Raw genomic sequence first — 20,698 nt, 5'->3', positions numbered from 1 at the left:
AAATAGATCCATTCTTCTCGCGAAAGAAAGGTATTTGATAGGTTTCGTGCAATGGAAGCCGCAGAATTCCCCATACGTTCCTTATCCGCGCTGGAAAGCCGAGTTGTCCTGGTCCTCGCGGAACAGAATACGCGCGAGATCACGCGGAGAGACATCATCGATCTCCTGAAGGTCAGTCCGGAAGCTGCCGACCACGTTATCCGGTCGCTTAGGAAGAAGGGATGGCTGGAGCGGGCGAGCTGGGGTAAATATTTGCTTATCCCCCCCGATCAGGGGCCAGAAGCCCTCGGGGAAAGCAATGTGTTCGCGCTCGCGAGCCAGATAGCGGACCCGTATTACGTCGGATACGGATCTGCGGCGAGCCACTATGGGATGACAACCCAGCACCGCAATGTGATCTGGCTGGTGACCCCTCTCCATCTACGAGATCGGCGGTTGCTCAACACAGAGGTGCGCATCGTCAATCTGAGTCGGAAAAAGTTCTTCGGCTTCTCTGCAGTCAACGTGCTGGGGTATCAGGTGATGATGTCCGACCGCGAGAAGACGGCACTCGACTGCATCGACCGACCCGACCTCGCTGGTGGCATCAGCGAAGCGGCTTACATTCTTGCGCGTGCTTGCAGGAATATGGATTGGGAAAAAGTTGCTGGATATCTGGACCAGATCGGCTCGATCGCACTTGTTCGCAAATTTGGCTGGCTTGTGGATCACACCGGTGCGGACATACCCCCGGAGCTGAGGGCAATGTTGCTGGATACGGCGGGCAAAGGGCGTAGCACTACTACACTCGGGCCGAAGGCTCCGGCGAAGGATACGCTGGGGACTCAAAGCGCATGGAAGCTGAGGGTGAACATCTCCGAAAGGGATCTGGCGGACAGCGCAGGCTTGGCAAAGCGTCACAAAGTAAGCAGGGAGCGCTGACTATGCTCACGCTGCCCCAATTGCAGCGTTACGCCAGCCAGTCCGGCCTGCGCAACATCACGATTGCCGAGCAGGAAGTCATTCTTACCTACGTGCTCCAACTTTTCGGCGAAAAAGGAATACTCGACCTACTGGCGTTCAAAGGTGGGACCTGTCTAAGAAAGTTGCATCTTGGCAGTCAGGGGCGTTTCTCCACCGACCTGGACTTCACGGCCATACGGGAGCATGAGCCAGACGACATCATCCTCGAAATGATGAGCGCGTTTGAAGAACCGTTTCATGGCATTACCTTTGCTCTCGAAGATGACGCCTATTACACGACTCAGGATAACCTGTCCTGGGGTATCACCCCGGTCTACAAACATGATTGGAACCCCAGCGGTAACAGCGAGATAAAGCTGCAAGTCAGCATGCGGGAGGTGCCAACCTTGGAGACGCAGTCACTGGCGCAATGTGAGCAGAGCTATTTCCCGCAGCTCCCATTTGTACCGAGGGAGATCACAAGTCTCGCCCTGGAAGAAGTCATCGCGGAGAAAATCAGGGCGTGTTACCAGCGGGATAAGGCGCGCGACATCTATGACCTGGGCGTCTTCGCAACGAGGCCGCTCAATCAGGCGCTCATTCGGCGGCTGGTTGTCCTGAAGGTCTGGCAATCGGGAGACTCCTTCGACCCTGCAAGGCTGATCGGGAAATTTGAAGATGGCAGTTCATTCGACTGGTCAGATCTAAATGATCTCGTGAACAGGGCTGAGAAGATCGTCCCAGAAGAGACAACGAAGGCATGCACCACGGGCTATACCTTTCTAACCCAGTTGAGTGAAGGGGAGGCCGCGCTTGCCTCCGATGCCCATAAGCGTGAGAACGCACTCTGGGAAATGCTGCGCTCAGAACTCCCCGAAACATAGAAACTCAATGCGGCGTGAAGCGGTGCGGTAGTGCACGGCCGGTTGCTTCCCGCAAGTTGCAGGCAAGCGATTGATTCGAGCTGCCCTGCTCTTGGGTGGCGCTGTGTTACTCATGCTGGTGGTTCAGATTTCTTCGTGTTTCATCAATCGGTAAGTGTTTTTGATCCACTGGATGGCCATAGCCAATCCAGCCTGCAGAGCAGTGCGGATCACGGGACACGACTCCCATCAACCTGAAAGTGCCTGGATGTAGGCAACACCGGTGGTCCCCTGTTGGGAGCTGTCCGGCGCAGGCCAGCAGACCCCGATGGGTCTGAGTTGAACGTAGAGAGACCTCCTTGGTTGTCGGTGCGAACTCAGGTTCGCGTGGTTTAGAAAAGCCCGAGTTTGGTAGCGCTAGCAGCGGACGCAGTTATCGCAGCCATCAGGCCACTTAAGATCGGCCGAAGGCCGTGGGGCAGAAAATAGATCGGCGACTGGGAAGTCGCAGCGTCTTTCACGATCCGAGACGCCTTGCCACGTTAACCGCCGTGGCGAGCGGATGAATCGTCTGTGGGTAGGAGCGTATTACCTCCATCACCCGGCCGTCACTTCGAAAATCCTTCGAAATCCGCCGTGGTTCCTGGGATTGGCGCCCGCGTCACTACCCGCTGCGCCGGTAGTGACACGGGCAGACGATACGCCAGTCCCGTACGTAATCGGTCGTGCTGTAGAAGAATGCATTGCCATCAGGGATGTGGTGGCCCGAATGGTCACGGCGAAGTAGTGCTCAGAATTTGATCGTTTCTGAGTGATCACCGTGTGATCAGTGGAAGAAAACAGCTCAGATCATTGTGTATCACCACCACTGATGATGGACGCCACCTCTATGGCTGGGTAGTACACGCGACGGCCGACTTTGCGACCGCTCGCCTTGAGCGCCCGCGTACGCGCATCGCTCGGACAACACAGGCTGTAGCGCAATCCGCCGGGTGAGCGGCCAAGCAGTTCGGCCAGCTGCGTTTGGGTGAGCAGCGGACCGAACCGCTCAGTGAGTTGGGTCGCCAGGTCGACTTGCGCTGGACTTGTCGTGACTTGCATAGGATCTCCTTAATGGTTCTGGTACGTGCAGCCATAGGAGAACCCATCGAATCATCACTGAGCCATGATTAACCCGAACAATCCTATGCTGGGTTTCCCACCCGTAGTCCTGGCTAACGCACCCCCAATTGATCCAATCGGTGCACAAGATCTTCGGCGCGAAGGTGTGTGTATCGACGCAACATCTGCATAGATTTGTGGCCGGAGATTGCGGCCACTTCCTGATCGGCGAGCCCAGCCTCCACAAGTCGTGATACGGCCTCATGCCGCAGATCATGGAATCGTAAACCTGAGATTTCCGCCGAAGTCAGCGCGCGATACCAGGCGGGGCGAAACTCGAATGGACGACGTTGGCCGTCGCGGCCCGGTTCACCGAAGAACACCAGGTCGGTGTCGATGGGTCGTATGGGGTTGGCGAGAGCAGTTCGAAGCGCCGCTAAGGCTGCATTTGATAGCGGTACGGTGCGCGTCGATCCATTCTTGGATTCAGTCAACGTGACGACACGTTTGAGCAGGTTAATCTGGCTGCGCCGCAGCGAGTGGATCTCACCTGCGCGCATCCCGGTGTGGAGAGCAACCCGCACAATCTGCCCGAGCATGGGATTGGAGTGCTTGTCGCAGGCAGCCAGTAGTTTCTTTTCCTCCTCGGCGCCGAGGCGCCGATCACGGCCGCGGTGCGGTGCAGGCTTTCGGATGTTGGCTACCGGGTTGTAAACGAGCTCGATACGCCATTCCTTAATTGCCACGGTGAACAGGTGCGAGAGCAGCGCAAGTTCGAGTCGTACGGTACTGGCTGAGAGACCGTCAGCCAAGCGCCGATCCCGGTAGCCGGCGACAATGTCGGGTGAGAGCGCGGCGAGACTGTAGTGCCCCAGCACAGCGTTGAGATTGTCTCTCGCTGGTTTCTCGCGTCGGGCTGTCGATAGGCGCTTGGTGGGGATCACCTCGGCCGCGTATCTCTTCAGTGCGGATTTGAGCAGCATCCGCTCTGAGCTGGCGCGATCAATATAGACCCCGTGCACCATCTCATCCTCGGTGCGTCGCGCCCAATCCTGTGCATCGCGTTTGGTGCGGAACGTCTTGATGACTGCCGGCCAGCCGCGCTTGCGCACCACGGCTTTCCAGGTTGCTGAAGGTGTTTTGCGGATAGTCGCCACTGCGTGATCCGGAACCCAAGTGTTCCGAAAGTGTACCGAGCGACACGCGGACTAAAGGCTCTTCATCGTTAATGGGGGACACCGGTGTTCATTAAACTGATTTTGCGAAGATCGTTTAATGGAGATACCACCGATGTCCCACGCAGGAGTCATATTAGGCATATCTGACCTTGAGATCGAGAAGGTTGATCGGGACCAGGGCATCAAGGTCTATGCCCGGCCTACCAGACGCCCCTCGTGCATTCATTGCGAGCACGAGGGGGTGAGGATCAAGGCGACCCGTCAACGAACCCTCAAGCACACGCGTCAGGGTAACCAGGTGATGACCTTGCACCTGAAGTCGCCCAAGTACCACTGCCCACAGTGCGGGCGCTATTTCTGCCACCGGTTCAAGGGCGTTCGGCCGCGCTTCAGAGCGTCGGAAGCGTTTCGGCTCGAGGTGTTCGAAGCGCATGATGGCGGCGTCACTCAGCGCAAGATCACGCGCACCCACGGCATCAGTGCGGCAACCGTCGAGCGCTGGTATCAGAGCCATTGTCGGCAACGGTGCTCTGAGATGTCGAACCGCCCCTGTCCACGGGTATTGGGTATCGATGAACACTTCTTCACCCGCCGACGAGGGTATGCAACAAGCTTTGTGGATCTGAAGAACCACAAAGTCTTCGACGTGGCACTCGGACGCTCTGAACCGAGCTTAAGACGCTATCTGAGGCGTTTACCGGGCCGGGATCAGGTAAAGGTCATCGTCATGGATCTGTCCGAGACCTACCGCAGCATTGCCCGCCGGTACTTCCCCCAGGCCACGATCGTCGCCGATCGCTTCCATGTAATCCGGCTGGTAAACCAGCACTTTCTCAAGGTCTGGCAACAACAGGATCCCGAGGGTCGAAGCAACCGCGGATTACTGAGTCTGATGCGTCGGCACGAGTGGTATCTGTCCGATGAGCAGCGCGACAACCTCAGAAGCTATCTCGGAGAATGGCCCGTGCTCAAGGCGCTGTACGATGCCAAGCAGCGGCTGAACCGCCTCCTGCTGCTGAAAGCACTGAACGCCAGGAAAGCCAGAAGCACGTTGCCCGAGTTCCTTACGCTGATTGAGCAGCTCCACGTCAGTCCGCTCCACCGGCTCGCAAAAACACTCACCTCATGGCTTGCACCCATCGTCGCCATGTGGCGATTCACGCGCAGCAACGGCATCACCGAGGGCTTCCACACCAAGATGGAAATGATGTCGAGAAGAGCCTACGGGTTCAGAAACTTTGAGAACTACCGGCTGCGGGTCTTAACCCACTGCGGCTGGGATGGCATCATCAACCGGGTTTAGTGAACAACGGCCCATCCCCCATTAATCGGGTAGAGCCGGACTAAAAGCGAGAACCACGCAAGTCGTTGTTTTGATTGGTGGCCAGGGGCAGAATCGAACTGCCGACACGCGGATTTTCAGTCCGCTGCTCTACCGACTGAGCTACCTGGCCGGAATCGAAGGGTGTGAGGTGCCGCTCTACGCTCGATCTATTTGAGGTAGAAGTCCCAACCCGCGAAGGGTGCGTATTATCCGACCTGCCGGGCAAACTGCAAGCCGAAAGGGCCGCTAAGTCCAGGACTACTCATTTCACGTCCTCAGCCAGTCTTTTCAGCAGTTGCCGGCCCTGGTTTGCATGCCGCGGGCTGTTGATCAGACCGGAATCCACCAGCACCACCCCGAACACGAAGGCCCAGCCTTGAGCCCTGGCCAGGGTTGCCGGGTCGGGCGCGTACAGTTCGAGTACCTGACGTCGCGCCTCGCGCTCGGGAAACAGACTCCAGATGCCGGCCAGATCGGTGGCCACGTCACCGCCGGTGATATCGCCCCAGTCGATCACCGCACTGATGCGGCCGTCCCGGATCAGCACATTCTGGGCGTGCAGATCGCCGTGCAGCCAGCGGGACTCCCGACCTGGCTCGGCAGCCAGCGCCGCTTCCCAGCAACGCAGCAGTGGTCTGCTGGTTGCTGCGGGGTCAGTCCCCAGGCGCTCCAGTCTCTCCACAGTCGATTCGTAGCGGTCGCTGATCGGCACTCCCCGATAAACGTTGACCGGAGCATCGGGTGGCGCAGGTTGATGCAGTGCCTTAAGGAAGCGGGCGAATGCGGGGGCCTCGGTGGCGGCGGGCGGTTGCTCGTCGGCGCAGACCCCGTCGAACCAAGGCAATATGCTCCAGTGCCAGGGGTAACCCCGGCCCGGTACGCCGATGTGGACAGGCGCGGAAACGGGGATGGGCAGCTGTGCGGCGAGGTGCGGCAGCCAGCGCTGTTCGTGGCGGATAAATTCAGCGCCGAGCCTGCGGCGCGGCAGGCGGATGCTGAGTTCCGTTCCGAGCCGATAAATGAGATTGTCCCAGCCCTCCGTCAGCGGTGTGATTGGCAGGTCGGCGAACCGGGGTGCCTGATCCTCGATCAGCGCGCGCACCAGATTGAGGTCTATGGCGACTTCGGCCTCGGGTTTCCCTGCGCTGACCTGCACGCTCATTGATAAATCAACGTTTCGGTGGCACGTATCCCACCGCGTGATCGGTGGGCTCGTTATCGAAGAAGCGCTCCATCTGGGTAGTCAGGTATTTCCGTGCGTCCGCATCCCGCAGATTGAGTGCCTTCTCGTTAATGAGCATGGTCTGCAGCGCCTGCCATTCGAGCCAGGCCTTTTTCGAAACCTTTTCGTAGATTTCCTGGCCGCGTGGTCCGGGCAGCGGTGGGGCGCTGAGGCCTTCGAGTTCGGTGCCGTATTTACGGCAATGCACGGTGCGGGTCATGTAGATGCTGCGGACTTGAGTGTGGCGAGCAGTTTAACGGCTGGGGCGGACAGGCCAATGGCTTCGTTGCTGCCTCTCGCATACCAGCGCAGATGGTCTGCGTCCCTGCAGGCGGCAGGTGGTCCGGGGACCTCGACATACACCGGTTCGATATCGAGGTGAAAATGGGTGAAGGTGTGGCGAAAGGTCGGCGCCGCGCGTTCTCCGTGGATCTCGTAGGGCGCATAGCCGAGCAGCGCCGCCGTGTCGGCGCCTGATACCTCGACTGCCCGCTCCGGAGGTGTCCACAAGCCACCCCAGATGCCCTGGGGTGGTCGGCGTTCGAGCAGGCAGCCACCGGCGCTGTCATGAAAGAGGAACATCCGCGCCCGGCGTACCGGTCTGGTCTTTGTCTGCCTGCGGCCTGGATAGTCAGCGATCCGATCGCTTTTCCGTGCCCTGCAGCGCGCCTCGAACGGGCAGCGGTCGCAGGCCGGGCGCCTGCGTGTACACACCGTTGCACCCAGATCCATGATCGCCTGGGTGTAATCGCCCACCCGTGTCTGGGGTGTGTGCGCTTCCGCCTCGGCCCAGAGACGTTTTGCGGTTGCGGCCTCACCGGGATAACCGTCGATGGCGTGACAGCGGGCGAGCACGCGCTTCACATTGCCGTCGAGGATGGGGGCACGCACTCCCCAGGCGATGGCCGCGATAGCACCGGCAGTGGAGCGACCGATGCCCGGCAGAGTTTCGAGTGCCTCGGGAGACTCCGGGAAGCGGCCGCCGGATTCGGCGACCAACTGCCGGGCTGCGCGATGCAGATTACGCGCACGGGCGTAGTAGCCGAGGCCGGTCCAGTGATGGAGTACCTCGTCCAGTGGCGCTGCCGCCAGTGCGGCCACATCGGGAAAACGCGTCATGAATTTTTCGAAGTAGGGAATCACCGTGGCGACCTGGGTCTGCTGCAGCATGATCTCGGAGATCCACACCCGGTAGGGCGAGATCTCCCGCTGCCAGGGCAGATCGCGCGGTCCGTGCTGGTCGAACCAGTCGAGCAGATCTGCAGCAAAAGAGTCCATGCGTACTGGAATCCCGTTCTTCTGAGCCGCTCGAAGCTTACTCCTGAGGGTCCTTGCGTTTCCCGCCGCCGAGCAGGTCCAGCAATCCGCGGGCGGTCTCCCGGTACTCTTCCGGCACCTTCTCATCGATCTGGCGGTTGATCTCGGCCCGCGCTTCGTCGCCCTTTTCGCCGGCCAGCACACTGGCGACGATTTCCCGGGAGGCTTTCGGATCGATCGCGCAATCCGGTACTTCCAGGGTACCCCGGCAGTTCACCGGGATGGGCAGATCCCGCAGCAGCGGATTCACATCGAAGCCGCGGATATCCGGCAGGGTGGAAAACTGCACCCGGGCTGTCATATCCAGCGCGTCGGTGAGCGGATCGTAGTCGCCATTCAGTTTTGCCGTGAGATTGTCCAGGGCCAGATCAATGGCGTGCGTCTTGCCGTTGACCACCCACTCGCCGATCAGCCGTTCGTAAGGCCACATGTCCGGCCACTGCTCCACGCGCTGGGTGTCGTTGAGCATCCGGGCGAGATTCAGTACCGGCTGCTTCATCTGGGAGATGTCGATGCGCCCCTTGCCGCCATCGAAGGTTGTCTTGCCGCTCACCGAATTCACCAGTTCTGCTTCCGTGTTGCCGGTCATGGTGATGGCGCCGCTGTAGGCCAGCGGTGCAATCCACTTCAGCCGCTGATCGAGCCAGCCCATGAGTGCCTGGCTGTCCGCCCGCTGCAGATCGGGCACGATCTTCCAGGCAACCGGTGTTCTGGCGGCGTTGATGTCGATGGTGATGCCGGCGCTGCCGCCGAAGAACTCCGGCGCGTTGAGCGCCGTGGTGCTGTTGCCGCCGGTGTTTTTGAGGGTAACGGCTACGTTGCGGAAGGTTTCGTCGTCAACCTTCAGCCGGTCGAGCAGACAGCTGCCCGTCCAGTCGAATCCCCGCCACACCGTCAGGGGAATGATGGCGTCCGCCGCGTCCGGGGGCAGCACGCCAGGCTTCATCACCAGGTCGAGATCACAGAGTCCGGCGGCTTCGGTTGTGTCATAGGCGGTGTCGAAGCGGGTATCGGTGAGCGACAGGCGGCTTTCATCCAGGTCGTAGGCGACATTGCCCTTCACGGTCAGAGGAATGGTGCCGTCGCCGCCGCCGGATGCTCGAGCATCTTCGCCGGCGGCGTCCGGGGCCGCGGCGGTGAAGGTCAGTTTCGCCTCGAAGGGCGATGCCCTGCCCGGACTGAAATCGGTGAGCCGGGCCTGGTGAATGTGGGTGATATCGCCGCTCTGACGCAGGATGAGGTCATCGATCACCAGGGCGTCGATCTGCCACTGATTGATGTCCCGGGTGCGGATCACGCTGAGCAGATTCGCATCGAGCTTGAGGGTGGCCAGGCTGTAGTCGGCGCCTTCGTGCCGGGCGCTGACATCCGCCACGGCGAGTGAGATCGGTGGCAGGAGCTTCCAGGAAATATCCCCGCCGATTTTCACCGGCACCCCGGTCTGGGCCTCGATCTGGGCCTCTATCTCGGGCTTGAAGCGGTTGGGATCCTGCAGGAAGTACAGACCGGCCCCCACGAGGATGGCCAGAAGGATGCCGAGGGTGAGTATCGTACGCAGAAGAAAACGGAGCATGAGCGTCCACCGGGGAGTAAGAGTGGGCGCATTATAGATGCCCGCAGCTGACGGTCAGCTGAATCCGCCGAAGATAAGCCCGCTGAACCTTATACCCGCTGCACCTTATGAGTGATTCGGTGTTGAGGTCGCGCTGCGCCGGGGCTTGAAGAGGCTCCAGTTGCTCGGCCAGAGCGGTGTATCGAGGTGCCGGCGGCACTGCCGAATGTGGGCGTCGAGGGCGACTGATGCGTTGTGCTCAGTGGGGAAAGGTCCTTTCACCTGATTGCCACGCACACCGAAATACCATTGACCGTCTTCGCCCTGATAAATGCGCTGGGAGTCCATAACTGCTGAATGTCCACGTGATCGCTGTCCGTTAGCCTGAGATACCCGCCTTCCTGGCAGAGTCCCGCGCGCATATTGCACCACACAATGAGGACGTTTATGTATAAGAATGTAGGATCGAAAGCCCTAAGGAGTGGAATACCGGCGATGAGTGTTGAATCTTTTGATCCATCCAGGGACACCATAGTCCTGGAAGGTGCCGTGCTGGCGGAATTGCTCCGGGCTGCGGGCCGTCTGGATGAACCGATGTTCGGCCTCGATCGGCTGGCGGTCGCCCGACTGGCGCCCGCCGTGCGGCAGGGCAGGGCCGACTGGGAGGCCGCGGCCCGCGGACTCGACAACGCCGGGATCGAGGCGCTGATCCGCCTCTTTACCCTGGGTGAGAAACTGCCCGGCTGGGAGTCGGGCGCGAACTCCCCCGTGGTGCCGCTGGCGGTGGAACTGAAGGCCCGGAACGCCTACCCGAAGGATCTCACCCGCTGGATCCGGTCGAATTCCGACAACCGGTATCTGCCCCATGGCAATCTGCTGGACCGGCTCTGATTCTCTCCCCGGACCAGGGCATGGCTGAGAACGTCGTCAGATCGGAAATTTTTAAGGTGTCGCTGGAGTATACTTGCGCCGCATTTTTTCCTCCCCCATTAGAGCCATAGATGATGACTGATGAGCGCGCGGCCCCGCGCAGAGCCAGGGTAAGTCGCGATACCCAGGAAACCAGGATTACCGTGGCGGTGAACCTGGATGGCAGTGGCGAGGCCAGTCTGAGCACCGGGCTGCCCTTTTTCGAACACATGCTCACCCAGATCTCGCGCCACGGTCTGATCGACCTGGAAATAGAAGCCACCGGCGATCTCGAAGTCGACGCCCATCACACGGTGGAAGATGTCGGCATCGTGCTGGGCCAGGCTCTGACCCGGGCGGTCGGCGATAAACGGGGCATTTCCCGCTACGGACATGCCTATGTGCCGCTGGACGAGGCGCTGTCCCGGGTGGTGGTGGATCTCTCCGGCAGGCCCGGGCTGACCTACAAGGTGGACTATGTGCGCGGCCGGATTGCTGACTTCGATGTCGATCTGCTGCGGGAATTCTTCCAGGGGTTCGTCAATCACGCTCAGGTGACCGTGCACATCGATAATCTGCGCGGGGACAATGCCCACCATCAGGCGGAGACCATCTTCAAGGCGTTCGGCCGGGCGCTGCGCATGGCGCTGACCCGGGATGCGCGGATGAGCGGGAAGGTGCCTTCCAGCAAAGGGAGCCTCTGACCCCAGGTGCTGCTCATTCCCGCGATTGATCTCAAAGACGGCCGCTGTGTGCGACTCAAGCAGGGCCGCATGGACGAGGTGACCGTGTTCTCCGACGACCCGATCGCCATGGCCCGGCACTGGCTGGAACAGGGCTGCCGCCGGCTGCACCTGGTCGATCTCGACGGTGCTGTGGCTGGCGCGCCGCGTAACCGGGACATCATCGAAGGCATAGTTGCCGCGCTGGGCGAGGTGCCGGTGCAGGTTGGAGGCGGCATCCGGGATCTCGAGACGATCCGCGGTTATCTGGACGCCGGCGTCGCTCAGGCCATCATCGGTACCCGTGCGGTGGAAGACCCGGGATTTCTCAACGAAGCCGCGGCGGCGTTTCCGGGCAGACTGATCCTCGGCCTCGATGCCCGGGATGGCCTGCTGGCGGTTGCGGGATGGGAGGCTTCCTCGACGGTGAAGGCGATCGATTTCGCACAGGCCGTTGCCGGCCTGGATCTCGCTGCCATCGTCTACACAGACATTGCTCGTGACGGCATGCTCAGTGGTGTCAACGTGGCGGCGACCCTGGCGCTGGCGTCCAGCACGGATGTTCCGGTGATCGCATCGGGTGGGGTAACCAGTCTCGAAGACCTGAGCCAGCTGCTGGAAGCCTTTGCAGGCTCGGAGAAAAAACTGTTCGGCGCGATTACTGGCCGAGCGATCTATTCGGGAACCCTGGATTTTCGCGCCGGGCAAGCGTTGCTCGATCGCGCGGCGTAATCGCGCGTCCGTAGATTCCGTCAACAAGCGCCTGCAGTGATGTCAGCGCAATGCCGGAAGGCAGTGCCTGCAGGTGCTGCTCGAGGAAGTTCAGTGTGAGTGGGTGGGGATGGGCGATCACCACCGCATGTCCCTGCCGGCGCGCCACTGCCAGAGCCCGGGCGAATTCCTCTGTCAGTGCTTCCGGGGTCAGCACATGATCGAGGAAGACATCGCGCCGCAGCGTCGGCACGTGCCACGCCCGGGCAGTATTTTCCGCGACGGTGTTGGGTGTGGTGCGGCTGTCGAGAAAAAACAGTCCGCGGGTGCGGATCAGCGGCATGAGCAGATCCATGGATGCCTGATGCGCGGTCAGCCGACTGCCGGTGTGATTGTTGACTCCGACTGCCTCGGGCACCTGGGCCAGCGCGGCGCTGAGTTGGCTGTCGAACTTTTCGGCCGTCATGCCGGTTTCGAGTGTGCCGCGTTCCACCCTCGCGTGGGAAAAAATTTCCGGCTCCATCGGCTGATGCAGGATCACTTCCCTGCCATGCCCGGCTGCGCGTGCAGAGATCTGTGCGCTGTGTGGTGCATGGGGCAGTACACCGAATGTGATCGGATGTGGCAGGTCGAGAATCTGTTCGGCGCGTTGCAGGTTGTAGCCGAGATCGTCCATCACGATCACCAGATAGGCGGTCTTCGAGTGGCTGGCGGGGAGTGAATCATCGGCCCGGGAGGCCGGAGTCGCGAGGAGGGCGCAATACAGCGCCAGGGAGAGAAAGACTGGGCCGGGTAGTCTGACCGGGTGCCTGGGCAATGGATTCGCACGCGTCGTCCGTTAAGAGCAGGAGGTTACGGAGCGGTGTTGAGAAAAGCCAGCTTTTCTGTGCGCCGGGTCTCGATCCGCGCAGTCGGCGGATCGATCTTCAGTGACGGGAAGTCTGCCTAGAGTCGGGCGTGCAGTGCGCCCGATGAGGCAGGCTGTGCGGCCTTGAGCATCGACAGCGCCTGTTCGAGGAGCCGGCTTTCTGCTTCTTCCGGTATATCCCCTGCCTGGGCCAGTACATCGGGTTCGATCCCCGTCTTGTGAATGGAGCGGCCGCGTGGTGTGTAGTAGTAGGCGGTGGTGAGCTTGAGGGCGTTGTCCCCACTGATCGGCATCACCGATTGCACGGATCCTTTCCCATAGCTGCGGCTGCCGAGCAGCTGCGCTCTGGCATGATCCTGCAGCGCGCCGGCAACGATTTCCGCAGCCGAGGCGGAGCCTTCGTTGATCAGCACCACAACCGGTGCGCCGTCGAGCAGATCCCTGCCCGACGCACGGTATTTCAGATGACTGGAGGGCAGTCGGCCTTCTGTATAGACGATGAGGCCTTCCTTGAGAAAAGCATCAGTCACGTCCACGGAAGCCTGCAGTACACCGCCCGGATTGTTGCGCAGGTCGAGCACAAGGCCTTCGAGCGGGGCGCCGTTGTCCTCTACCAGGCTTTGCAGGGCTTTGTCGAATTCCTCACCGGTGGCGTTCTGGAACTGGCTGATCCGCACCAGGCCGAAGCCGGGCTCGAGCAGTCGACCGGTGACACTGGCGACTTCGATCACGGCACGTTCGATCTGTACGTCGAAATCCCGTTTGTCGCGTCGTATCCGCAGATGAATTTCGGAGCCGGGTTCGCCACGCAGCGCATCCACCACCTCCATGAGCGTTCTGCCCAGCAGGGACTGGTGATCGAGTTCGAGAATGCGGTCTCCGGGTTGCAGCCCTGCGTGGCTGGCGGGTGTGTGATCCAGCGGGCTGATTACCGTGAAGAGATCATCGACCAGTCCGAGTTCGATGCCGATGCCACCGAAGCGACCGGTGGTTTCCTCCTGGAGTTCATGCAGTTCTCTCGCGTCAAGAAAATTGGAGTGATCGTCGAGATGATCGAGCATGCCGCGCAGGGCGTTGTTCATGAGTTCGGCGCGGGCCACTTCGTCCACGTAGCTGGACTGAACCTGATGGAGGACTTCGTCGAAGGTGCGTGCTTCGGCACTCTCCCAGTGCTGCTCGAGCCAGGCGTGGTAGCTGACGATGCCCAGAGTGATACCGGTGACCATGCTGATCACGATGCCAATCAGGGTGAGCGGTCGTAGCTGCATGGCGTGAGTGTCTCAGGTTGTCTGTGAGGGAGCCAGCGCCGGGCATGTTTCGATCCGCCCGTTGTCGAGCCTGCTCAGCGGTCAGAAGCGCGGGTGGGTCGGGTCAGCGCTTCTGTAACCATGCTATCGGATCCTGAGCGACACCTTCTTGACGTACTTCAAAATACAGGCCGCTGGTCTGCTGGCCGCCGCTGCGGCCAGCCCGGGCGATGGTCTCGCCGCTCTCCACCGATTCCCCGACGGTTTTGGTGAGCACGTCCGCATGTCCGTAGAGGGTCATATAACCGCCGCCATGATCCAGAATGGTGAGCAGCCCGAACCCGCGCAGCCAGTTGGCAAAGACGACACGCCCGCGGAACACGGCCTGCACCGGTGTGCCTTCTTCGGCATTGATCACCATGCCATGCCACACCAGCCGCCCGTCCGCCCGCGGCTGGCCGAAGCCATGGGCGACCTTGCCGGTCAGGGGCCAGGGCAGGGCGCGCTTACGTTCCTTGAAGCCGGTGCCGTCGAGTTTGCTTGCCCGGCTCTTCAGTTCCGCAAACAGCTGTTCCAGTCGTGCCCGGTCAGCCTCCAGGCGTTTGCGCTCGGCGGTCTTGTCTTCCATCTCGACATTGAGTTCGGCGATGTGCGCCTTTCGCTCTTCCCGCTCCCGGATCAGGGCGCGCTGACGGGTCGCCAGTGCGTCCCGTTTTTCCTGCTCAGCGGCCGCCCGGGTTTCCAGCTGGAAGCGGTTCTCGGCCAGGGCATCAAGGGTCTGCTGATAGGCTTCGAGAGCCTCCAGCCGCGCTTCGGTGAAGTAGCGGTGGTAGCGGACCATACGATCGACGGTGTCCGGCGATTGCTGATTGAGCAGCAGTTTTACAAAATCTTCGCCGCTCATCCGGTACGCGGCAGCCAGATGGTCGGCGATGTGCTGGGCCTGGGTGGCCCGCTGTTTTTCCAGCTCCTGCTGCTCGCTGGTCAGCCGGCGCAGGTCCTGCTCCACCGCCCGCAGAGCGCCGGCTGCCTCTTCGACCTCCCGGGCGACCTTGGCAACTTCGTTGTCTTTAGTCTGGAGATCTTTCTCCCAGCGCACCCGCTGCCTGCCCGCGTCGGAAAACCACTCATCCAGGGCGTTGAGTCGCTTCGCGACACCGTCCAGGGCTTTCCGGGCCGCGGCCGGGTCTTCGATGCTGGTGGCCGGAGCCGCACCGGCCGCCGGCGCAGCGACGGCGGCGAGCGTCAGTATCAGCAGGGACTGGCAAAGACCGGGGCGGGCTTTCAAGCGCTTTACGGGGCGGCGTCGTTGACCAGAGCACGCCTGGCCATGCTGACCAGAGACTGTCCGGTCATCTCGATGGGCTTGTCGAGATGCATCAGGTCCAGCAGGGTGGGGGCCACATCGGAAAGTAAACCGCCTTCTGCGAACTCGACTTCCTGGGGACCGATATAGACGAGGGGCACCGGCTCACTGGTATGGGCGGTGTGTGCCTGGCCGGTGCCGTGGTCGCGCATCTTTTCCACGTTGCCGTGGTCGGCGGTGATGAGCATCTGGCCGCCGGTCTCAATGAGCGCTTTTTCTATGCGGCCAAGGCAGCCATCCAGGGTTTCCACGGCGGATACCGCCGCTGCGAACACACCGGTGTGGCCGACCATGTCGCCGTTGGCATAGTTGCAGACGATAAAGTCATAGTCTCCGGAGCGGATTGCACCGACCAGTTCGTCCGTCACCTTTTTAGCGCTCATCTCCGGACACAGATCGTAAGTGCTCACTTTCGGTGACGGAATCAGAATCCGGCGCTCTCCTTCAAAGGGATCCTCTCTGCCTCCGGAGAAGAAAAAGGTCACATGAGCGTACTTTTCGGTCTCTGCCAGACGCAGCTGGGTTTTCCCCTGGTGGGCCAGATACTCGCCGAGAGTGTTGGTCAGGGTCGCCGGTTCGAAGGCACAGGAGGCATCGATGTCGTCGGCATAGCGGGTCAGCATCAGAAAATCGCTCAGCGCCACGACGCTGCGTCGCTCAAAGTCACTGAAGCCGGGGTCGATCAGCGCCCGGGTGAGCTGTCGGGCGCGATCTGCCCGGAAATTCATGTAGATCACGGCGTCGCCGTCGTGCATGCGCGCCGGGATTTCGCCCGCCGCATGGATGGCCGTAGGCTGCACGAATTCATCCCCTTCGTCCCGGGCATAGGCTGCGTCCAGTCCTTCAACCGCACTGGTCGCGTGGAAAGGGGCTTCCCCCCGCACCAGCAGATTGTAGGCGCGCATCACCCGATCCCAGCGCCGGTCCCGGTCCATGGCGAAATAGCGACCGCAGATTGAAGCGATGTGGCCATTGCCCAGCTCTGCCAGCAGAGCCTGTGCGTGTTCGAGGGAGTCCCGCGCGCTGCGGGGTGGCGTATCCCGGCCGTCCAGGAAGGCATGGAGGAGCACCCGCTCGACTCCGGCGGCTGCCGCGATGCGTAACAGGCCGAAAATCTGATCTTCGTGGCTGTGCACGCCGCCCGGGGACAGCAGGCCCATGACATGCAGTGTGCCTGCCGCTTTCTGGACCCGATCAAACGTTCGGTTCAGGGCCGGGTTGCGGGCAAACTCACCCCGTTCGAGCGCGAGGTTGATGCGGGTGAGCTCCTGGTAGACGACCCGGCCTGCCCCCAGGTTCATATGCCCGACTTCGGAATTGCCCATCTGCCCATCCGGCAGGCCGACATCGGTACCGGATCCGGAGATCAGGCTATGGGGGTTTTCTGCCCAGTAGCGGTCCCAGTTGGGGGTGCGGGCATGAAAGATGGCATTGTCTTCGGGGCTGTCGCTGTGGCCGAAGCCGTCCAGTACCACGAGCACGGTAGTGTTCTTCATCAGTGTCCCTGTCGCCGGCACTGCTGGAAGGATTGCGCCGGCCGGTGGCTGGGACCGGGGATTCTAGGGAGCCACCGGCCAAACAGCAACGCGATTCGGCACCCGGGGGCAGCTGTGTATAATCGCGCCCTCTTGAAAAAGCGTGCTGCCCCAATCGCATGGACCAGTTCATCGAATTCGTGACCAATCATCCGTTCCTGATCGGCACCTTCATCATCCTGCTCACCCTCTTCATCCGCAATGAGACCCGCCGCGGCGGCCAGTCCGTTTCGGTGCAGAAGCTGGTGGACATGGTTAATCGGGAAAACGCCCTGGTTCTCGATGTGCGGGATAAGAAAGAGTTTGAAGCCGGCCACATAGTGGACGCAGTCAATATTCCCTACGGCGCCCTTGAGGCCCGCCTGGATGAGCTCGCCAGGTACCGCGAGCGACCGATTGTGGTGGCCTGCCGCATGGGCCAGCACTCCGGTGCTGCGGGGACCCTGTTGCGCAAAAAGGGCTTCGTTAACGTCAGCCGACTGACCGGGGGTATCGCCGAGTGGCGGAATCAGAATCTCCCGGTGGTGAAGACGTGAGCGATGCCCGCAGCCAGATGCGTCTTGAACGCATCTACCTGAAGGATGCTTCCTTTGAATCCCCGAATGCGCCCACGGTTTTTCAGGAAACCTGGAAACCCGACATCGGGCTGGAGATAAACACCCGCTCCCAGAAGATCGGTGAGGAACATTACGAGGTGGTGCTCACCGTGACTGCCAGGGCGGAGACAGCGGGCAAGACGGCCTTCATAGTCGAAGTGCAGCAGGCGGCCCTGTTTCTGATCCGCGGTCTGGACAGCGCCCAGCTGCACCGGACCCTGGGCACCCTCTGCCCGGGCACCCTGTTCCCCTACGTGCGGGAGGCGGTGGACTCACTCACGGTGCGGGGCGGTTTTCCGCCGCTGAACCTGGCGCCCATGAATTTCGAGGCCGCGTACGAAGAAGCCCTCAGGCAGTCAAAGGCCAGTAGCCAGCCTCATTGACCGCCCGGATAGCCGAGCTGCCGCCACGCTTCATAGGCCGCAACCGAAACCGTATTCGCAAGATTGAGACTGCGCGAATGTTCGCGCATCGGCACACGCAGCACCTGGTCTGCAGGCAGGCTCTCCAGCAGTTCAGCAGGCAGTCCCGACGTCTCAGGGCCGAACAGCAGTACGTCGTTCAGACTGAATACCGCGTCATTAAATTGACGCGAACCCCGGGTGCTGAAGGCCCACACCCGGTCGACGCCGGTCACCCCCAGTGCTTTCTCCAGAGAATCGTGTACCTGCACCCGTGCCCACTCGTGATAGTCGAGTCCGGCACGCCTGAGTCTGCTGTCGTCCAGAGTGAACCCCAGCGGCTGCACCAGATGCAGGCTGGCGCCTGTGTTGGCACACAGACGGATGATGTTGCCGGTATTCGGGGGAATCTCCGGCTGGTAGAGGACGATGTGAAACGGCATCGGGAATGAATCCTTGAACGGTGTCTCTTTTCGAAACCCGGCAGTTATGGAATCCGTTCCTATACTCAATGACAGAGTAGGAAAAGGAGTACCGGATTGCGAGCGCTCGAACGCTGGCTTCCACGTTGGCTGAATCTGGCTCCGGCGGACGCCCGTCCACCGGCGGCCGTCTATATTTCCGGTTCCGGGGTGGCGGTGGCGAAGGGCGTTTACCGTGATGGCCGCTTTGAGGTGGAACTTCGGGCGGATCCGATCGAAGCACTGGCCGAGTCCCGGGACATGCTCAAACGCCAGAGTGAGGATGTCGGCCTGCGCAATACCGCCTGCAACCTGGTGCTCGCACCCGAATTCTACAGCGTGTCTCTGGTGGAAAAACCCCAGGTGGCGGAAGCCGACCTCAAAGATGCCGTGCGCTGGCAGGTACAGGAGAACGTCGACTTCCCGGTGGAGCAGGCGACTCTCGATGTCTTCCCGCTGCCGGATTCCGCCTCCCGGACCCGACCCATGGTGTTCGTGGTGGCCATGCAGACCGAGTTTCTGAAGGTGCTGCTCTCCAAGGTTCATGAAGCCGGTATCGAAGTCAGCAGTGTCGATATTTCGGAACTGGCGTTGCGCAACATCGTGCACGGTCTGTTTCCGGAAGCGGATCAGGGTGTCGCGCTGTTGCGGCTGACCGCGGCGAGCGGGGTGATCAACATCTCCCGGGGCGATGAGCTGTTTCTCTCACGGCGCGTCTCCACGCTGCCATCGCAATACGATGCCGCCGTCTGGGACGGCCTGCGCGAAAAACTGCTGCTGCAGGTGCAGCGATCGATCGACTATTACGAAAGTGCAATGTCCCAGCCTCCCTGCAACGGCTGCCTGGTTGCGGCCACCCACGGCTGGCAGGACCCGGTGTGCGATTACCTGGGCGAAATGCTGCCGGTTCCGATACGTCCGATCCGGGATGAACTGCGCAACCTGTTCGACATCCGTCTGCATAATCCGGAACCGGTTCAAATTGACTGGGACCAGATCTCGGTAGCCCAGCGCAACGCATTGAGTGCCGCACTGCCCGCACTCGGCGGGCTGTTGCGACGACTGCGGGATCGCAGCAGCGGCGCACTGGAGGCTGCGGCATGAAACAGCAGGTGAATCTGCTCAGCGATGATCTGCTCCCGCGAAGAGAACCGCTCGGCCTCGGTCATCTTCTCGCCGCCTGGGCATTTCTGGGTGTGGTGCTGGCGCTGTTCAGCGGCTGGCAGGGTATCGGAATCTGGCGGATGGCATCGCAGCTCACCGAAACCCGGGCCCAGTGGGAGCTGATCGATGCATCCAACGAACAACTCAAGCAGGAGAACGAGTCCCGCACCGACAGTGGCCTGCGCCATGAGGTGGAAGCGCTGCGGACCGCAAGGGCCGAGCAGCAGCAGCTGGTACTGCTGCTCAAGGATTACCAGTCGGATCAGGCAAACGGTTTCTCGGGATATCTCAACGACCTCGCCGACCACCAGGTGAAGGGCATGTGGCTGTCACAGATCCGCTTCGATCAGGGTGGCCGGCGCATACAGCTCAAAGGTCTCACAACGGATCCCAGGCACGTGCCCCAGTTCCTGGTGGCACTGTCGGAAGGGCACAGCTTCAACGGACATCGTTTTGATGGCTTCGCGCTACAGGAGATCGAAACGGGTCTGCTGGAGTTTGTGATCAACGGGCCGGAAGGGGATGGCTGAATGAGTGAATCCTCAACCCGAAAGATCAGTCTGAATGGCACCGGACTTCGGGAACGGTACAGGTCGTATTCGCTGCGGGAACGGGTACTTGTCAGCCTGGCCGTGCTTTCCGCTACCTGGATGATCTGGAGCATCACGGTGGGTGGATTTCTCGAGCGGTCCAAGGCTGAAATCAGCGCCAGCAGTAATGAAGTCTACATACAGCTGCAGTCAGAAGTCGCAGAGCAGACCCGGCTGCAGCAGGCGCGTCTGCATGACCCGGATGCGGCGCTCAAGCAGGAACGCCAGGCGATCGACCGGGAGCTGAAGCTGCTCAGTGTGAAACTCGGCGGCGTCCTGGATCGTTTCGTGCCACCGGAGCAGATGCCGGCGCTGCTCAGGGATGTGATCCGACATCACGATGGGCTGAAGCTGAAAAAGATTTCCAAGCTGCCCGTCGAAGCCATATCCATGAATGCGGATCCGGAAGCGGAATCCGAGCCACCGCTGGCCATCTATCGGCATTCAATGCGTCTCGAATTTGAAGGTGAGTACTTTCAGGTACTCGCCTATCTCACGGAACTGGAGAGCAGCGAGTGGCAGCTTGGCTGGCGCGAACTCGATTATCTGGTGGAGGAATATCCCCGTGCCGCAGTTGCAGTGGAGATAGAAACGCTCAGTCGAGAGAAAGGGTGGATTGGTGTTTAAGC

Annotated in this window: 22 protein-coding genes and 1 tRNA gene; 11 read left to right on the top strand and 12 right to left on the bottom strand. The window is 61.0% G+C overall.

The window, feature by feature from the left end; translation table 11 throughout:
* The first annotated feature begins 51 nt into the window (after nucleotides 1–51).
* Both R3E82_18495 and R3E82_18490 read left to right on the top strand, forming a co-directional pair.
* Nucleotides 52–921: a type IV toxin-antitoxin system AbiEi family antitoxin domain-containing protein gene (locus tag R3E82_18495; protein ID MEZ5552878.1), complete on the top strand. Its 870-nt coding sequence runs from the start codon at nucleotides 52–54 to the stop codon at nucleotides 919–921.
* Nucleotides 922–923: 2 nt separating this feature from the next.
* Complete coding sequence (locus R3E82_18490) at nucleotides 924–1,826, top strand: nucleotidyl transferase AbiEii/AbiGii toxin family protein (protein ID MEZ5552877.1); 903 nt, start codon at nucleotides 924–926, stop codon at nucleotides 1,824–1,826.
* Between the two features lie 828 nt (nucleotides 1,827–2,654).
* Here the strand turns inward: R3E82_18490 and R3E82_18485 are convergent.
* Nucleotides 2,655–2,906, bottom strand: coding sequence for a hypothetical protein (locus tag R3E82_18485; GenBank protein ID MEZ5552876.1), 252 nt, complete (start codon nucleotides 2,904–2,906; stop codon nucleotides 2,655–2,657).
* Between the two features lie 113 nt (nucleotides 2,907–3,019).
* Complete coding sequence (locus tag R3E82_18480; protein ID MEZ5552875.1) at nucleotides 3,020–4,063, bottom strand: site-specific integrase; 1,044 nt, start codon at nucleotides 4,061–4,063, stop codon at nucleotides 3,020–3,022.
* 133 nt (nucleotides 4,064–4,196) lie between these two features.
* On the opposite strand from R3E82_18480, the gene R3E82_18475 reads away from it, so the two are divergent.
* Entirely contained in the window at nucleotides 4,197–5,387 is a 1,191-nt protein-coding gene (locus tag R3E82_18475) for an ISL3 family transposase (GenBank protein MEZ5552874.1), read from the top strand.
* Nucleotides 5,388–5,462: 75 nt separating this feature from the next.
* On the opposite strand, the gene R3E82_18470 is transcribed toward R3E82_18475, so the two are convergent.
* From R3E82_18470 to R3E82_18450, 5 genes are all read right to left on the bottom strand, one after another.
* Nucleotides 5,463–5,538 (bottom strand) — tRNA-Phe (locus tag R3E82_18470).
* A 132-nt stretch (nucleotides 5,539–5,670) separates the two neighbouring features.
* On the bottom strand, nucleotides 5,671–6,570 hold the full coding sequence (locus tag R3E82_18465) for an aminoglycoside phosphotransferase family protein (GenBank protein MEZ5552873.1): 900 nt from the start codon (nucleotides 6,568–6,570) through the stop codon (nucleotides 5,671–5,673).
* 7 nt (nucleotides 6,571–6,577) lie between these two features.
* Nucleotides 6,578–6,850, bottom strand: a complete 273-nt coding sequence (locus R3E82_18460) for an oxidative damage protection protein (protein MEZ5552872.1) — start codon at nucleotides 6,848–6,850, stop codon at nucleotides 6,578–6,580.
* Nucleotides 6,847–7,908: an A/G-specific adenine glycosylase gene (mutY, locus tag R3E82_18455; protein ID MEZ5552871.1), complete on the bottom strand. Its 1,062-nt coding sequence runs from the start codon at nucleotides 7,906–7,908 to the stop codon at nucleotides 6,847–6,849. Before mutY ends, R3E82_18460 begins: the two co-directional genes overlap by 4 nt.
* 37 nt (nucleotides 7,909–7,945) lie before the next feature.
* Nucleotides 7,946–9,520, bottom strand: coding sequence for an AsmA family protein (locus R3E82_18450; protein ID MEZ5552870.1), 1,575 nt, complete (start codon nucleotides 9,518–9,520; stop codon nucleotides 7,946–7,948).
* 474 nt (nucleotides 9,521–9,994) lie between these two features.
* Between R3E82_18450 and R3E82_18445 the strand changes: the two genes are divergently transcribed.
* From R3E82_18445 to hisA, 3 genes are all read left to right on the top strand, one after another.
* A complete protein-coding gene (locus tag R3E82_18445; GenBank protein ID MEZ5552869.1) occupies nucleotides 9,995–10,390 on the top strand; it encodes a hypothetical protein in 396 nt (131 codons plus the stop codon).
* Between the two features lie 113 nt (nucleotides 10,391–10,503).
* Entirely contained in the window at nucleotides 10,504–11,112 is a 609-nt protein-coding gene (gene hisB / locus R3E82_18440) for an imidazoleglycerol-phosphate dehydratase HisB (GenBank protein ID MEZ5552868.1), read from the top strand.
* A gap of 6 nt (nucleotides 11,113–11,118) precedes the next feature.
* Nucleotides 11,119–11,862 (top strand): 1-(5-phosphoribosyl)-5-[(5-phosphoribosylamino)methylideneamino]imidazole-4-carboxamide isomerase, encoded by a 744-nt coding sequence (gene hisA, locus R3E82_18435; protein ID MEZ5552867.1) that lies wholly within the window; start codon nucleotides 11,119–11,121, stop codon nucleotides 11,860–11,862.
* Here the strand turns inward: hisA and R3E82_18430 are convergent.
* From R3E82_18430 to gpmI, 4 genes are all read right to left on the bottom strand, one after another.
* Nucleotides 11,789–12,658: a divergent polysaccharide deacetylase family protein gene (locus R3E82_18430; GenBank protein MEZ5552866.1), complete on the bottom strand. Its 870-nt coding sequence runs from the start codon at nucleotides 12,656–12,658 to the stop codon at nucleotides 11,789–11,791. The genes hisA and R3E82_18430 overlap by 74 nt on opposite strands.
* Nucleotides 12,659–12,786: 128 nt before the next feature.
* Entirely contained in the window at nucleotides 12,787–13,977 is a 1,191-nt protein-coding gene (locus tag R3E82_18425) for a S41 family peptidase (GenBank protein MEZ5552865.1), read from the bottom strand.
* 103 nt (nucleotides 13,978–14,080) lie between these two features.
* Nucleotides 14,081–15,244: a peptidoglycan DD-metalloendopeptidase family protein gene (locus tag R3E82_18420; protein ID MEZ5552864.1), complete on the bottom strand. Its 1,164-nt coding sequence runs from the start codon at nucleotides 15,242–15,244 to the stop codon at nucleotides 14,081–14,083.
* Nucleotides 15,245–15,249: 5 nt separating this feature from the next.
* Nucleotides 15,250–16,818, bottom strand: a complete 1,569-nt coding sequence (gene gpmI, locus R3E82_18415) for a 2,3-bisphosphoglycerate-independent phosphoglycerate mutase (protein MEZ5552863.1) — start codon at nucleotides 16,816–16,818, stop codon at nucleotides 15,250–15,252.
* Nucleotides 16,819–16,976: 158 nt separating this feature from the next.
* Here gpmI and R3E82_18410 point away from each other — a divergent pair, with 158 nt between their 5' ends.
* Both R3E82_18410 and secB read left to right on the top strand, forming a co-directional pair.
* On the top strand, nucleotides 16,977–17,393 hold the full coding sequence (locus tag R3E82_18410) for a rhodanese-like domain-containing protein (GenBank protein ID MEZ5552862.1): 417 nt from the start codon (nucleotides 16,977–16,979) through the stop codon (nucleotides 17,391–17,393).
* Complete coding sequence (secB, locus tag R3E82_18405) at nucleotides 17,357–17,836, top strand: protein-export chaperone SecB (GenBank protein MEZ5552861.1); 480 nt, start codon at nucleotides 17,357–17,359, stop codon at nucleotides 17,834–17,836. The genes R3E82_18410 and secB overlap by 37 nt, the downstream gene beginning before the upstream one ends.
* Here the strand turns inward: secB and trmL are convergent.
* Nucleotides 17,830–18,297 carry a tRNA (uridine(34)/cytosine(34)/5-carboxymethylaminomethyluridine(34)-2'-O)-methyltransferase TrmL gene (gene trmL / locus R3E82_18400; protein ID MEZ5552860.1) on the bottom strand — a complete coding sequence of 156 codons (468 nt, stop codon included), beginning with the start codon at nucleotides 18,295–18,297 and terminating at the stop codon, nucleotides 17,830–17,832. The two genes, secB and trmL, sit on opposite strands and share 7 nt — an antisense overlap.
* Before the next feature lie 96 nt (nucleotides 18,298–18,393).
* On the opposite strand from trmL, the gene R3E82_18395 reads away from it, so the two are divergent.
* Genes R3E82_18395 through R3E82_18385 form a run of 3 tightly spaced genes read left to right on the top strand, consistent with a single transcriptional unit; the run spans nucleotide 18,394 to nucleotide 20,696 of the window.
* The gene (locus R3E82_18395; protein ID MEZ5552859.1) at nucleotides 18,394–19,419 is read left to right on the top strand and encodes a hypothetical protein; all 1,026 of its coding nucleotides are present in this window, start codon (nucleotides 18,394–18,396) and stop codon (nucleotides 19,417–19,419) included.
* Nucleotides 19,416–20,009: a hypothetical protein gene (locus tag R3E82_18390; GenBank protein MEZ5552858.1), complete on the top strand. Its 594-nt coding sequence runs from the start codon at nucleotides 19,416–19,418 to the stop codon at nucleotides 20,007–20,009. The genes R3E82_18395 and R3E82_18390 overlap by 4 nt, the downstream gene beginning before the upstream one ends.
* Nucleotides 20,010–20,696, top strand: a complete 687-nt coding sequence (locus R3E82_18385) for a hypothetical protein (GenBank protein ID MEZ5552857.1) — start codon at nucleotides 20,010–20,012, stop codon at nucleotides 20,694–20,696.
* The last annotated feature ends 2 nt before the right edge of the window (nucleotides 20,697–20,698 follow it).

This window comes from Pseudomonadales bacterium (assembly GCA_041395945.1).
Lineage (GTDB): Bacteria > Pseudomonadota > Gammaproteobacteria > Pseudomonadales > Azotimanducaceae > SZUA-309.
The sequence above is the reverse complement of the archived record's forward strand: the minus strand, read 5'-3'. Positions and strand labels throughout refer to the sequence as shown.

Coding starts and splice junctions, on each gene's coding strand:
- R3E82_18495 (MEZ5552878.1), top strand. CDS start 52: ATGGAAGCCGCAGAATTCCCCATACGTTCCTTATCCGCGCTGGAAAGC.
- R3E82_18490 (MEZ5552877.1), top strand. CDS start 924: ATGCTCACGCTGCCCCAATTGCAGCGTTACGCCAGCCAGTCCGGCCTG.
- R3E82_18485 (MEZ5552876.1), bottom strand. CDS start 2,906: ATGCAAGTCACGACAAGTCCAGCGCAAGTCGACCTGGCGACCCAACTC.
- R3E82_18475 (MEZ5552874.1), top strand. CDS start 4,197: ATGTCCCACGCAGGAGTCATATTAGGCATATCTGACCTTGAGATCGAG.
- R3E82_18465 (MEZ5552873.1), bottom strand. CDS start 6,570: ATGAGCGTGCAGGTCAGCGCAGGGAAACCCGAGGCCGAAGTCGCCATA.
- R3E82_18460 (MEZ5552872.1), bottom strand. CDS start 6,850: ATGACCCGCACCGTGCATTGCCGTAAATACGGCACCGAACTCGAAGGC.
- mutY (MEZ5552871.1), bottom strand. CDS start 7,908: ATGGACTCTTTTGCTGCAGATCTGCTCGACTGGTTCGACCAGCACGGA.
- R3E82_18450 (MEZ5552870.1), bottom strand. CDS start 9,520: ATGCTCCGTTTTCTTCTGCGTACGATACTCACCCTCGGCATCCTTCTG.
- R3E82_18445 (MEZ5552869.1), top strand. CDS start 9,995: ATGAGTGTTGAATCTTTTGATCCATCCAGGGACACCATAGTCCTGGAA.
- hisB (MEZ5552868.1), top strand. CDS start 10,504: ATGACTGATGAGCGCGCGGCCCCGCGCAGAGCCAGGGTAAGTCGCGAT.
- R3E82_18425 (MEZ5552865.1), bottom strand. CDS start 13,977: ATGCAGCTACGACCGCTCACCCTGATTGGCATCGTGATCAGCATGGTC.
- gpmI (MEZ5552863.1), bottom strand. CDS start 16,818: ATGAAGAACACTACCGTGCTCGTGGTACTGGACGGCTTCGGCCACAGC.
- R3E82_18410 (MEZ5552862.1), top strand. CDS start 16,977: ATGGACCAGTTCATCGAATTCGTGACCAATCATCCGTTCCTGATCGGC.
- trmL (MEZ5552860.1), bottom strand. CDS start 18,297: ATGCCGTTTCACATCGTCCTCTACCAGCCGGAGATTCCCCCGAATACC.
- R3E82_18390 (MEZ5552858.1), top strand. CDS start 19,416: ATGAAACAGCAGGTGAATCTGCTCAGCGATGATCTGCTCCCGCGAAGA.
- R3E82_18385 (MEZ5552857.1), top strand. CDS start 20,010: ATGAGTGAATCCTCAACCCGAAAGATCAGTCTGAATGGCACCGGACTT.